Below are 13,136 nucleotides of genomic sequence, written 5' to 3'. Positions count from 1 at the left end.
GCGACGGCCGGTCCTTAAGGTGCGCTCCGAAAGTTCCGGGGACCCCACATGATCAAGACCAGGCTCGCCCTTCTCGCCATGACCGCCGCCTTCACCCTCCCGGCCGCCGCGCCGGCTCTCGCCCAGGCCGTGCAGGACGCCGCCGGCTTCGCCCAGTCGGACGCCACCGACCCCTACCTGTGGCTGGAGGAGGTCGAGGGCGAGCGCGCCATGGCCTGGGTCAAGGAGCAGAACGACCTGTCCCTCGGCACGCTGCAGGGCGACCCGCGCTATCAGGGTTTGCACGACCAAGCGCTCGCCATCCTCGAAGCGCGCGACCGCATCCCGGGTCCGGGCTTCGCCATGGGGCTGGAGGGCGAGGCCCAGGGCATCTCCAACTTCTGGCAGGACGCCACCAACGTGCGCGGCCTCTGGCGGATGACGACGGTCGACAGCTATCTGACCGACCAGCCGGAATGGACCACCATCATCGACGTCGACGCCTTGTCGGCGGCGGAAGGGGCCAACTGGGTCTGGCGCGGCGCCAACTGCCTGTCGCCCGACGACCGCATGTGCCTGGTCACCCTGTCGGACGGGGGCAAGGACGCGGTCACGGTGCGCGAGTTCGACCGGTCGACCCGCACCTTCGTCGAGGGCGGCTTCGTCCTGCCGGAATCCAAGGGCGGGGCGACCTGGGTGGACGAGAACACCCTGCTGATCTCGCGCGACTTCGGCGAGGGCACACTGACCACGTCCGGCTATCCGATGACGGTGCGGGTGTGGAAGCGCGGCACGCCGATGGATCAGGCGGTAGAGGTGTTCCGCGGCCAGCCGACCGACGTCTCGGCCTCGGGCTTCACCCTGCGCGATCCGGACGGGACGCTGCGCGCCACCCTGATCAACCGCGGCGTCACCTTCTATGAGGGCGAGACCCACGTCCTGAACGCCGACGGCACGACCGCGAAACTGCCGCTGCCGGCCAAGTCGGGCATCTCCGGCTTCGTCGGCGGCAAGGTGATCCTGACGCTGGAGCAGGACTGGAGCGTCGGCGGTCGCGCGTTCAAGACCGGCGATCTGGTGGCCTGGGACCTGGACGGCCTGCTGGGCCGGACCCAGGCGCCGGTCGAGCTGATCCTGCGTCCGACCGAGCGTCAGGCCATCGAGGGCGTCAGCGTCACGCGCAACCGCGTGGTCGTGGCGCTGTACGACAACGTGCGCGGCGGGCTGCTGTCCTATGCGCCCGACGGCTCGGGCGGCTGGACGGCGACCCGGGTCGCCCTGCCGGAGAACGTGTCGGTCAACCTGGGCTCGGCGTCGGATCAGGACGACCGCGTCTTCGCCTCCGTCTCCGGCTATCTGACGCCGCAGTCGCTGTGGCTGGTCGACGCCGCCACGGGCGCGGCGAACAGCGTGAAGTCCCTGCCGGCCAAGTTCGACGCCACGGGGCTGGAGGTCCGCCAGTTCGAGGCGACCAGCGCCGACGGCACGAAGATCCCGTATTTCGTGGTGGGCCGCGAGGCCATGCCGACCGACGGGTCGAACCCGACGCTGCTGTACGGCTACGGCGGCTTCCAGTCGTCGCTGCTGCCCGGATATTCGGCCAACGTCGGCAAGCTGTGGCTGGAGCGGGGCGGCGTCTACGTCATCGCCAACACGCGCGGCGGCGGCGAGTTCGGCCCCAACTGGCACCAGTCGGCGCTGCAGGAGAACCGCCAGCGCGCGCATGAGGACTTCCAGGCCGTGGCCATGGACCTGATCGCGCGCGGCATCACCAGCCCGCGCCGCCTCGGCGTCATGGGCGGGTCGCAGGGCGGCCTTTTCATGGGCGCGATCCTGACCCAGCGGCCCGACCTCATCAACGCGGCGGTCATCCAGGTGCCGCTGTTCGACATGCTGCGCTTCCACAAGCTGCTGGCCGGCGCCAGCTGGATCGCGGAGTACGGCAACCCGGACGTCCCTGAGGAACGCGCCTGGATCGCGGCGTACTCTCCTTACCAGAATCTGGCTCCGGGCCGGCCCTATCCGCAGGTCTTCATCCACACCTCGACCAAGGACGACCGCGTCCACCCCGGCCACGCCCGCAAGGCCGCAGCCCGGATGCAGGAGCTGGGCTATGACGTCCTGTTCTACGAGAACACCGACGGCGGCCACGCGGCCGGCGCCAACCTGCGCGAGACGGCGCGACGTCTGGCGCTGGAATACACCTACCTGACGCGCCGGCTGATGGATTGAGAGAGCTTAAATCCTCCCCCGTCGGGGGAGGGGGACCGTCCGAAGCCCGCAGGGCGGAGGAGGGTGGAGGGGGCCTGACCCGGGCTGAGTTTTCAGTGATGATCGACGGCGCCTGCGGCGGACCCCCTCCACCCCCGCCGCTTCGCGCCGGCGGTCCTCCTCCCCCTGTGGGGGAGGATTTGATGCAGCGGAACTCGACATGCGCCACGCCCTCCTGATCGCCGCCTCGGCCTTGGCCCTTACCGGCTGCGCTTCGGTCTTCCAGCCCCGCGACGAGATCGTCGTCACGACGAAGCACACCCGCCCGCCCCACCTCCCCACCGACCTCTCGCCAGAGGGTGTCGCCGCCGCCGACGACCATCTGGCGCTGGAGCAGGTGGACGGGGCCGAGGCGATGGCCTTCGTGCGGGCGTCGAACGAAAAGGCGCTGGCCGTCCTGACCGGCGACCCGCGCTACGAGACCTTCCGCGCCGAGGCAGAGGCGATCCTGACCGCCACGGACCGCATCCCGGCGCCGTCCTTCCTCGGCGACGGCATCGGCAACTTCTGGCAGGACGGCACGAATCCCAAGGGCGTCTGGCGGCGCACGACGCTGGACAGCTACGCTTCCGCCGACACGCGCTGGGAGACGCTGCTGGACGTCGACGCTCTCGCGCGATCGGAAGGCAAGGACTGGGTGTTCAAGGGGGCCTCCTGCCTGGCCCCGGACGAGACCCGTTGCCTGATCTCCCTGTCCGACGGCGGCAAGGACGCCGTGGTCGTGCGCGAGTTCGACCTGACGACGAAGACCTTCGTCGACGGCGGTTTCGTCCTGCCCGAGGGCAAGCACCGGATCAGCTGGCTGGACGCCGACACCCTGCTGGTCGCCACCGACTTCGGCCCCGGGACCCTGACCGAGAGCGGCTATCCCTACATCGTCAAATCCCTGAAGCGCGGCCAGACGCTGGCCCAGGCGACCGAGGTCTATCGCGGCGCCCAGTCCGACGGCGGCTACGGCGTCTCCGCTTCCGTCTTCCGCGACGCCCAGGGCGCCGTGCAGGCCGTGATCTTCAACCGCCCGCTGGACACCTTTCGCAGCGAGCGCTGGTGGTGGCGCGACGGCCAACCGGTCAAGCTGGGGCTGCCGGAGCGCGCTTCGCTGCACGGGGTCATGGGGCAAGGCGAGGGCGCAGAGCTCGTCTTCACCGCCGAAGAGGCCTGGACATATCGTATGTTCCAGTCGTCCGAGATGCCCACCGAAGGTGAAGCAGTTCCGGCTGGCGCCCTCCTCTCCGTCGATCTTGAGAATCTGGTGCCGCTGGAATCGCCCGAAACCGGCGAGGTCGTCGAGTCGGTCACCCTGGACTCGGAGGTGATCTTCGAGCCGGGACCGAGGCAATCCGTCGAGGACGTGCGCGTGATGAACGACCACGTGCTGGTCGCCTACTCCGACAACGTGGTGGGCCGTGTCGCGCGGTTTCAGGACCGCGGCGAGTTCGCTTGGGAACGCCAGGAAGTCACTGTCGCCGCCAGCAGCGCGATCGGGCTTGGCGACTCTTCAAGAAAATCCGGCCGCGTGTTCGTCTCGGCGCAAGGCTTTCTGACGCCCCCGTCCCTCGGTCTGCTGACGCCGACGGATGCCGCCCCTCGCCCCCTCCGTGCCGCCCCGCCCAAGTTCGACGCCTCCACCCACGTCGTGGAGCAGTTCGAGGCCACCTCGTCGGACGGGACGAAGATTCCCTATTTCGTCGTCATGCCGCGCGGTCTGCGAATGGACGGCTCCGCCCCGACCATCCTGTTCGGCTACGGCGGGTTCCAGGTCAGCTTCCCGCCCGCCTATAAGCCCGAGATGGGCAAGCTGTGGCTGGAGAACGGCGGGGTCTTCGTCCAGGCCAACATCCGCGGCGGCGGCGAGTTCGGCCCGGCTTGGCATCAGGCCGCGTTGAAGGAGAACCGCCAGCTGGCCTTCGACGACTTCGCGGCGGTGGCGCAGGACCTGATCGATCGCGGCATCACCTCGCCGCGCCGGCTGGGCATCTACGGCCGCTCAAACGGCGGCGTCCTGACCTCGGTGTCGATCACCCAGCGCCCCGACCTGTTCAACGCGGCGGTGATCGAGAGCCCCCTCATCGACATGCTGCGCTATCACCTGCTGCCCGCCGGCGCCTCGTGGATCGGCGAATACGGCGACCCGCGCATCCCGGAGGAGGCGGAGTACATCGCGCGGTACTCGGCCTATCAGCGGCTTCGTCCGGATGCGGACTACCCGCGCGTCTACATCACGACCAACACCCGCGACGACCGGGTGCATCCGGGCCATTCGCGCAAGTTCGCGGCGCGGCTGGCGGCGCAGGGGCACGACCACCTCTATTTCGAGGACACCGCGGGCGGCCACTCCAACGACGCCGATCCGGTGGCCAACGCTCGGCGCTGGGCCCGGCATTACGTCTATCTGGCCCAGCAGCTGATGGATTGATCCCCGGCTTCGTCCACAGGCCTCACGTCCCGCTCACGGGAATATGAGCGGCGCGCTTCGCCCGGGGCGATAGGGTCCGGCCCCATGAGGATCGGGGGCGTCATCGCCGCGGCCTGCGCCGCGCTGGTTCTGGGGGGCGCGCAGACGTCGGCCCAGACGGACGCGCGGCCGCGCGCCGCCGCGTCGGCGACCGAGACCGTCGTGGTCGAGCTGTTCACCGCCCAAGGCTGCGCCGGCTGTCCGGAAGCCAACGGCGTGGTCGAGCGGCTGGCGGACGAGGCCGGGGTGATCTTGCTGACCTGGCCCGTCGACTATTGGGACTGGCTGGGCTGGAAGGACACCCTGGCCAGACCCGCCTTCAGCGCGCGCCAGCGGGACTACGTGCAGGCGTTGCGTCTGCGAGCGCCGGCGACGCCCCAGGTCATCGTCGACGGCCGCCGCACCGTCGCCGCCGCCGCGGGCCCGCTGGACGCCGTGGTGGCCGAGGAGGCCGCGCGCCGCGACTGGCCGCCGGAGGTCGAGTTCCGCGAGGGCGCCGATCGCGTGGGCGTCGGTTCCGGCCGCGTGCCCGAGGGCGGGGCCGAGGTGGTGGCCGTGATCTTCACGTCGGGCGTCCAGAGCGTGCGCGTCGGCGCAGGCGACAACCGCGGCAAGACGGTGCGTCAGGTCAACGTGGTCCGCAGCGTCGCCCGCCTGGGCGCCTGGACCGGCCGGCCCGAAGTCTATGCCCTGCCCGATGGCTTGGATGCGGACGACGGCGTGGCGGTTCTGGTCCAGTCCCGCGCGGACCGCCGGATCCTGGGCGCCGCCCGGCGCTGAGCCGTCCAAATCAGCTTCCATCACTGGCGCGGCTTGCGCCCCTCGGCTGTCACGGCATGATGGTCGGTGAACGGGAGTGCAGGGGCATGGGCGTGCGCGCGGGTCTGAGGGCCGGGATGGCGGCGGCCGTGCTGTGGGTCGCCGGCGCCGTCGGCGCGATCGCCCAGGAGGAGCCGGGCGCCGCCCAGGGCGTGGCCCGTCTGGCCACCGCGGCCCAGCTGGCCGACTGGGGCCGCGAGCGCGACGACCCCGGCGCCCTGATCCTGGCCGCCCGCATGGTGGCCGAGGTGCCCTTGCAGGCCCAGGGCGACGCCGCCCCCTTCTTCACCGCGGACGCCCTGCTGGACGAGGCGCTGGCCATGTCGGGCGACGACCCCGCCTATGCCGCCGCCATCGCCGTGGTGCGCCAGGATCCGACGCGCGGCGTGGTCACCAGCCCTTATGGCCGCGGGCCGATCGCCACGGTGAAGACCATGCGCGCGAGAGAGGCCTACGGCTTCGACGTGATCGCTCGCCCGAACGAGATCCTGCGCGTGGCGGCCATCGGCGACGGCGACGTGCCGCTGGATCTTTCGGTCCGCGATTCCGCCGGTCGGGTTCTGTGCCGCAGCGGCGTGGTCGATCACTATCCGGTCTGCACCGTGCGGCCCCGCGTCGGGCGCGTGCGGATCGAGGTGACCAACGGCGGCGGCGTCTGGAGCCGCGTCCAGATCCTGAGCAACTGATGCGCGGCCCTCTGATCCGTCTCGGCCTGATCATTGGGGCCGCCTTGGCGCTTGCCGGCGCGGCGGCGACGCAGGATCCGGCGAACAGCCCCGAGGCCCTGCGCGCCGAGGCCTATGAGGCGGCGCAGTGGGCCATGTCGTCCGACGCCGCCGAGGCCCTGGCCCGGGTCTCGGCCCGCTATGCGGAGGGGCAGGGCGAGCTGGGAGCCCTGGCGGAACGGCGCGAACGCCTGCTGGCCGGACGCGACGCGCAGGAGCGGGAGTTGGCCACCCTGTACGGCGTCGACGGCGACGCCGCCCGCACGCGCCGCGCCGAACTGACCGACGCCTATGAGGCGGGGCTGGACGCGCTGAAGGCCGTCGAGGCCGAGCTGGACGCCCGCTTCCCCGCCTATGCCGAACTGGTGGCCCCGCGCGCCTTGTCGGTCTCCGAGACGCAAGCGCTGCTGAACCCCGACGAGGCCCTGCTGCTGGTGCTGGTCAATCCGGAGGCGACCTACGTCTGGGGCATCTCGCGTGACCGGATCGTCTGGGCCCGCGCGGCCGATCTGGGCGAGGCTGAGCTGACGCGGTCGGTCGGGCGACTGCGCTCGACCCTGACCACCGCCGGCGCGCGGCGCGACGAGGGCGATCCGGTCGTCGATCCCATGATCTGGGCCGGCCGCGGCGGGCTCAGCTTCGACCGGGCCGAGGCGCATCGGCTGTACAAGTCCCTGATCGAGCCGGTCGAGAGCGCCTTCGAGGGCAAGACCACCCTGCTGTCGGTAGTCTCCGGGCCCCTGACCGGCCTGCCGCTGGCGGTCCTGTCGACCGCCGCGCCGGGCGGAGCCGACGACGCGGGCTGGCTGATCGACCGCTACGCCCTCGCCACCCTGCCGGCGGCGTCCAGCCTGAAGTCGCTGCGCTGCCACCTGGTCGTCGGCGCGGCCCGGCACCCGGGGTGTCCCCCGGCCCTGACCGCGCGTGCCGAGGTCCGCGAGACGGGCGTTCGCCTGCCGCTGGTCGCCTATGGCGCGCCGACGCTGGGCGGGGCCGCCGTGTCCGGCCCGCGGGGCGCGCCGACCGACGCCGACGCCGTGCGCGGAGAGGGGGCTCTGGCCGACCCGGCCAAGCTGCGCGCCCTGCCGTCCCTGCCCGGATCGAAGGCCGAGCTGGAGGCCCTGGCCGCCGGCTATCCGTCGGGCGTCGTCCGCATCGGCGCGGCGGCCACCGAGACGGCCGTCAAGGCGACCGACGCCGAGGCCCTGTCGCGCGCCCGCTTCGTCGTCTTCTCCACCCACGGCCTGATGGCAGGCGCAGCCTTCGCCGAGCCCGGACTGGTCCTGACGCCGCCCGAGACGGCGACGGAGATCGACGACGGCTATCTGACGGCGTCGGAGGCGGCGGGCCTGCGCCTGAACGCAGATCTCGTCGTCCTGTCCGCCTGCAACACGGCCGCGCCCGACGGCCGTCCGGGCGCGGAGGGCCTGTCGGGTCTGGCCCGCGCCTTCTTCTACGCCGGGGGCCGCGCCGTCCTGGTGTCGCACTGGGCCGTGTCGGATCAGGCGACCCAGGCCCTGATCGGCCGCACCTTCTCCGGCCTCGACGCGTATGGCGCCGACCCCGCCGCCCGCGCCCGCGCGCTGCGCGACGCCTCGCTGGCGGTGCGTGCCGAGCCCCGCTGGCGGCATCCGGCCTATTGGGCGGCGTTCACCCTGGTGGGGGCGCCTTAGTTTTAGGCAGTAGGCAGTAGGCAATAGGGAGCGCACGGGAGATTGACCGATCGGCTGGAGCGCGAGCAACACGCCTGCCTACTGCCTACTGCCTACTGCCTTGGCTTCACGCCCCCGCCTTCTTCGCGAAACTCCACGCCGCCTCGGCCAGCAGCGGCACCTGCGCGGCCATGGACTTCGCGTGGGCGCTGGCGGCGGTGCCGTCGCGGACGCGGCCCGCGATGCCCTGGCAGATGGCGGCCAGGCGGAACAGGTTGTAGGCGAACAGCCAGTCGAGGTTGGTGGGCGCGGCGACGCCGGCCTTCTCGGCATAGCGGGCGGCGGTCTCCTCGACCGAGGGGATGCCCAGCGCCGCGACGTCCACGCCCGCCAGCCCGTTCCGCTGCGTCGCCGGGATCACCCAGGCGATCAGCAGGTAGGAGAAGTCCGCCATCGGATCGCCCAGCGTCGACAGTTCCCAGTCCAGCACGGCCCGCACCTCGGCCGCGTACGGAGCGAGGATCAGGTTGTCCAGCCGGAAGTCGCCGTGGACGATCCGCGTCGGCCCCTGCGGCGGCAGGGTGGCGGGCAGGAAGTCGATCAGCCGGTCCATCGCCGGAATCGGATCGATCTCCGACGCCCGATACTGCTTGGTCCAGCGCCCGACCTGGCGCTCGAAATAGTTGCCCGGCCTGCCGTAGTCGGCCAGCCCGATCGCGGCCGGATCGAAGGCGTGCAGCGCCGCGAGCGTGTCGACCTGGGCCTCGTAGATCGCGCGGCGTTCCGGGGGCGCCATGCCGGGCAGTTTCAGGTCCCAGAGCACGCGCCCCTCGACCTTCTCCATGACGTAGAACATGGAGCCGACGACCGCGTCGTCCGTGCACAGCGCATGGGGCCGCGCGACCGGAAACCCCTGCGCGTGCAAGGCGGAAATCACCGTGAACTCCCGGTCCACCGCGTGAGCGCTGGCCAGCAGCGTGCCGGGCGGCTTTCGGCGCAGGACATAGGTCCGGCCCGGCGTGGTGAGCTCATAGGTCGGATTGGACTGGCCGCCCTTGAACTGGCGGATCGTGAGCGGCCCCGCATAGCCCTCGACGTTCGCCGCCATCCAGGCGTCCAGCGCCGCGGCGTCCAGCGCATGGCGCGGATCGACCTCGCGGGTGCCGGAGAAGGTCGATTGGGCGTCGGTCTGGCTGGCGTCGGTCATGGCACGGCGACGATGGCCGCCTTCACCGCCGCGCGCCAGCCCTTCAGCAGGCGTTCGCGTTCGTCCGCCCCCATGCGCGGCTCCCACCGCGCGGGCGCCTCCACCGGATGGTCCTCCAGGTCGGCGATCAGGCCGACGCCCAGGGCCGCCAGCTTGGCCGCGCCCAGCGCCGTCATCTCCTGAAATGCCGGCCGTTCGACCGTGACGCCGCAGACGTCGGCCACGAACTGCATGGCCCAGGCGTTGGCCGTGACCCCGCCGTCGACCTTCAGCACCTCCAGCGGCGGCGCCCCGTCCTTTTCCAGCGCGTCCAGCAGGTCGCGTGTCTGATAGGCCAGGCTCTCCAGCGCCGCCCGCACGAAGTGGGCCGGGCCCGCATCGCGCGTCAGCCCCACCACGGCCCCCCTCACGTCCGGCTCCCACCACGGCGCGCCCAGGCCCGTGAACCCGGGCACCAGATAGACGCCGCCGTTGTCCTTCAGCCCCTGAGCCATCGCCTCGGAGCGGCGGCTCTCCTCCAGCACGCCCAGCCCGTCGCGCAGCCACTGGATCGCCGACCCGGCCGAGAAGATCGACCCCTCCAGCGCATAGGCGACGTCTCCGCCCGCGTCGTATCCCAGCGTGCCCAGCAGCCGGCTGGTCGAGGCCACGGGCGTCGCGCCGACGTTGGCCACCAGAAACGCCCCGGTGCCATAGGTGATCTTGGCCTCGCCCGGCTTCAGCGCGCCGTGGCCGACCAGCGCCGCCTGCTGATCCCCCGCCGCGCCATGGATCGGCAGGGCCGCGCCCAGCACCGACGGTTCGCAGTTGCCCAGCAGGTCGGCGCAGCCCCGGATTTCCGGCAGGGCCGCCATGGGGACGCCGAACAGTTCGGCGAGATCAGGTCGCCATTCGCGGCTCGTCAGATCCATCAGTGAGGTGCGGCCGGCGTTCGTGGCGTCGGTGACGTGACTGGCCCCGCCCGTCAGCTTCCAGATCAGCCAGCACTCGATGGTGCCCAGCTTGACCTCGCCGGCCTCGGCCCGCGCCCGCGCGCCCGGCACGGCGTCCAGCAGCCAGGCGTACTTCGACGCGCTGAAATAGGGATCGAGGATCAGGCCGGTCGCGGCCTGCACCATGGGCTCGTGCCCCGCCGCCGCCAGCTTGCCCGTCGCCTCCGCCGTGCGACGGTCCTGCCAGACGATCGCCCTGTGCAGCGGCTCGCCGGTGGCCGCGTCCCACATGACCGACGTCTCGCGCTGGTTGGTGATGCCCACGGCGGCGAAGCGGCCGACGCCCCCGGCCTTGCGGATCACCTCGCGGCAGGTCTGCAGCGTGGCGTTCCAGATCTCCGCCGCGTCGTGCTCGACCCAGCCCGGATGCGGAAAGTGCTGCGCCAGTTCGATCTGGCTGACTGCGACGGGGCGAAGCCCGCCCTCCGGCGCCGGTTCGAAGGCGATGGCCCGCGTCGAGGTCGTGCCTTGGTCGATGGCGAGGATCAGTTTGCTCATTTCGGCACCTTACGCGCGGCTTCGCGGTCGGGTTAAGTGGGCCCATGCACACCGCCTCCTTCGACGGCGTCCGCGACGCCGCCCGTCAGATCGCCGGCGTCGCCGTCCGCACCCCGCTGATCGAAAGCCCTGCGCTCAATGAGCGGCTCGGTGGCCGGGTGCTGCTGAAGTGCGAGAACCTGCAGCACGCCGGCGCCTTCAAGTTCCGCGGCGCCTGGAACCGCATCAGCCGCCTCAGCCCGGACGAGCTGAAGCGCGGCGTCGTCGCCTACTCCTCCGGCAACCACGCCCAGGCAGTGGCCGCGGCGGCCAGGATGATGGGCACGTCCGCCGTCATCGTCATGCCGGCCGACAGCCCGCGGGTGAAGGTCGAGGGCGTCCTGTCGTTCGGCGGCGAGGTGCGCAGCTATGACCGCTATCGCGAAAGCCGCGAGGCGATCGGCGAGGAGATCGCCGCCACACGCGGCAGCGTGCTGGTCCGCCCCTTCGACGACCCCTTCATCATCGAGGGGCAGGGTACGACGGGGCTGGAAATCCTCGAACAGGCGGCGGAGATCGGGGCCGACATCGACCAGTTGCTTTGCGGCGCCTCCGGCGGCGGCCTGATCGCGGGCATCAACCTGGCGATGGCGGCGCTCCTGCCCCACGTGCCGGTGATCGGGGTGGAGCCCGCCGCCTACGACGACACCCGCCGGTCGCTGGAGGCCGGCGAACGCATGACCCATCCGCCGGTCGACAACCCCTCCATCTGCGACGCCCTGATGACCGACCGTCCGGGCGAGCTGACCTTTCCCATCAACCGCCGCCTGAAGGAGGTCGTGACCGTGTCCGACGCCGAGGTGGCCGAGGCGGTGCGCGTCGCCTTCCGCACGCTGAAAATGGTGGTCGAGCCCGGCGGCGCGGTGTCGCTGGCGGTCCTGCTGGCCGGCAGGATCGACGCCCGCGACCGCACCACCGCCCTCGTCCTGTCCGGCGGCAACGTCGACCCCGGCCTGTTCGCCGACATCATCCAGGAGCGGTTCGTCCCATGACCAGGCCCAGCGAGCTGCAATCCCTGATCGGCCATGAGGTCGGTGTCTCGAAATGGTTCGAGGTCGACCAGGCCCGCATCGACGCCTTCGCGAAGATCACGGAGGACGGGCAGTTCATCCACGTCGACCCCGAAGCGGCGAGAGCCACGCCATTCGGCGGCACGATCGCCCACGGCTTCCTGACCCTCAGCCTGGCCTCGGCCATGAGCTACGACGCGGTGAAGCCGCTGGAGGGCGTGGTGATGGGCGTCAACTACGGCTTCGACAAGCTGCGATTCCTCGCTCCCGTGCCCGCCGGGTCCAAGGTCCGGGGCCGGTTCAAGCTTCTGTCCGCCGAGGACAAGGGCGGCGGGCGCTGGCTGCTGAAGCACGAGCTGACCATCGAGATCGACGGCGCCGACAAGCCCGCCCTGATCGCGGAATGGCTGGGGATGCAGGTGGTGGGCGGCTAATCATTGAATTGGACCATCGCTTGGTCCATGATCGATCCATGATCGAAGTCGCCGTTTCCGAAGCCAAGGCCCGCCTGACCGCCCTCGTTCGACAGGCCGAAGAGGGTCAGGACATCTACCTGACCCGCAACGGTCGCCGCGTGGCGAAGATCACGGCGGAGACGGCCCGCCGGGTGCTGACGCCTGATGAGAGGATGGCGGTGATCCGCAAGGCTCAGGCGATGGCCAGGGGCAAGTTCGAGCCCGGCATCGATGCGGCCCGCAGCGCGGACTTTCTCTACGGCGACGACGGCATGCCGGGGTGATCGTCCTCGACACGTCGGCGCTGATCGAGGTCCTGGCGCAGCAGCCTTCCGCAGAGGCCTGCGCCGAGGTTCTGAGCCGCGGCGTCTTCGTGATGTCGGCCGCGACGCTGACCGAGGCGCTGATCGTCGCCCGTCGCAAGCGGGTGTCCCAAGAACTTGACGAGCTGTTGGCCGCGCTGGAACTGACCATCGTGGAGGTGGACGTGGAGTTCGCCGAGCTGGCGGCCAACGCCTATGGCCGTTGGGGCAAGGGCTTCCACGCCGCGGGCCTCAACTACGGCGACTGCTTCAGCTATGCCCTGGCGGAACTTTACGGCTGCCCGCTGCTCTACGTCGGCGACGACTTCGCCCGGACGGACGTCAGGAGCGCGCTGGGGTAAGCCACAGAAGCACGGCTCCGGATACGAGGGCAGCCACAGAGCCAGTGGACCAGAAGGGGCGCGCTGCTGAGGATCAACCCTGATACAAGGCCGCCGACGATAGCGGTGCAAATCAGCCAGATCGCCGCCGAGCCAGTCATACGAGCCATGAGGCCGGCAACGACGCCCGTCAGCGTCGCTGGGATACAGCCGAAAACATAGGCCATCATCAGAAGCAGAGGCGCGCCCATCACACCGGCTTGAATGCCGTGGCTGCCGACCTCGCTCGCCACTACGGGAGCCCCGACGAGCACGCCGCCGACCGCGGGACCAGTCGCCAGGAAGATCACGGGAAAGCGCCAGAACGGCGCGCCAAGCCGTCGATTGAATC

The 13,136-nt window shown here is 71.0% G+C and carries 11 protein-coding genes; 9 read left to right on the top strand and 2 right to left on the bottom strand.

What is annotated here, in order from left to right:
* Window positions 1–48 precede the first annotated feature (48 nt).
* The 5 genes from VGN45_RS01140 (at window position 49) to VGN45_RS01120 (ending at window position 7,922) form a co-directional block, all read left to right on the top strand.
* Window positions 49–2,211 carry a prolyl oligopeptidase family serine peptidase gene (locus tag VGN45_RS01140; RefSeq protein ID WP_327458414.1) on the top strand — a complete coding sequence of 721 codons (2,163 nt, stop codon included), beginning with the start codon at window positions 49–51 and terminating at the stop codon, window positions 2,209–2,211.
* Window positions 2,212–2,410: 199 nt separating this feature from the next.
* Complete coding sequence (locus VGN45_RS01135) at window positions 2,411–4,666, top strand: prolyl oligopeptidase family serine peptidase (protein ID WP_327458412.1); 2,256 nt, start codon at window positions 2,411–2,413, stop codon at window positions 4,664–4,666.
* An 84-nt stretch (window positions 4,667–4,750) separates the two neighbouring features.
* Window positions 4,751–5,485, top strand: a complete 735-nt coding sequence (locus VGN45_RS01130) for a DUF1223 domain-containing protein (RefSeq protein WP_327458410.1) — start codon at window positions 4,751–4,753, stop codon at window positions 5,483–5,485.
* An 86-nt stretch (window positions 5,486–5,571) separates the two neighbouring features.
* Window positions 5,572–6,210, top strand: coding sequence for a hypothetical protein (locus VGN45_RS01125; protein ID WP_327458408.1), 639 nt, complete (start codon window positions 5,572–5,574; stop codon window positions 6,208–6,210).
* On the top strand, window positions 6,210–7,922 hold the full coding sequence (locus VGN45_RS01120) for a CHAT domain-containing protein (protein WP_327458406.1): 1,713 nt from the start codon (window positions 6,210–6,212) through the stop codon (window positions 7,920–7,922). The genes VGN45_RS01125 and VGN45_RS01120 overlap by 1 nt, the downstream gene beginning before the upstream one ends.
* Window positions 7,923–8,028: 106 nt before the next feature.
* Here VGN45_RS01120 and VGN45_RS01115 read toward each other — a convergent pair whose 3' ends face one another.
* Window positions 8,029–9,108 carry a phosphotransferase family protein gene (locus VGN45_RS01115; RefSeq protein WP_327458404.1) on the bottom strand — a complete coding sequence of 360 codons (1,080 nt, stop codon included), beginning with the start codon at window positions 9,106–9,108 and terminating at the stop codon, window positions 8,029–8,031.
* Window positions 9,105–10,598 carry a glycerol kinase GlpK gene (gene glpK, locus VGN45_RS01110; RefSeq protein ID WP_327458402.1) on the bottom strand — a complete coding sequence of 498 codons (1,494 nt, stop codon included), beginning with the start codon at window positions 10,596–10,598 and terminating at the stop codon, window positions 9,105–9,107. Before glpK ends, VGN45_RS01115 begins: the two co-directional genes overlap by 4 nt.
* 44 nt (window positions 10,599–10,642) lie before the next feature.
* Between glpK and VGN45_RS01105 the strand changes: the two genes are divergently transcribed.
* Genes VGN45_RS01105 through VGN45_RS01090 form a run of 4 tightly spaced genes read left to right on the top strand, consistent with a single transcriptional unit; the run spans window position 10,643 to window position 12,766 of the window.
* On the top strand, window positions 10,643–11,629 hold the full coding sequence (locus tag VGN45_RS01105; protein WP_327458400.1) for a threonine/serine dehydratase: 987 nt from the start codon (window positions 10,643–10,645) through the stop codon (window positions 11,627–11,629).
* Window positions 11,626–12,081, top strand: a complete 456-nt coding sequence (locus VGN45_RS01100; RefSeq protein ID WP_327458398.1) for a MaoC family dehydratase — start codon at window positions 11,626–11,628, stop codon at window positions 12,079–12,081. The genes VGN45_RS01105 and VGN45_RS01100 overlap by 4 nt, the downstream gene beginning before the upstream one ends.
* Window positions 12,082–12,119: 38 nt before the next feature.
* Window positions 12,120–12,386: a type II toxin-antitoxin system prevent-host-death family antitoxin gene (locus VGN45_RS01095; protein WP_327458396.1), complete on the top strand. Its 267-nt coding sequence runs from the start codon at window positions 12,120–12,122 to the stop codon at window positions 12,384–12,386.
* Window positions 12,383–12,766, top strand: coding sequence for a type II toxin-antitoxin system VapC family toxin (locus tag VGN45_RS01090; protein ID WP_327458394.1), 384 nt, complete (start codon window positions 12,383–12,385; stop codon window positions 12,764–12,766). The genes VGN45_RS01095 and VGN45_RS01090 overlap by 4 nt, the downstream gene beginning before the upstream one ends.
* The last annotated feature ends 370 nt before the right edge of the window (window positions 12,767–13,136 follow it).

Origin of the sequence: Brevundimonas sp., from assembly GCF_035999125.1 — a bacterium.
GTDB lineage: Bacteria > Pseudomonadota > Alphaproteobacteria > Caulobacterales > Caulobacteraceae > Brevundimonas.
Note: the sequence above shows the minus strand (reverse complement) of the source record. Positions and strands in the feature narration are given on the sequence as shown.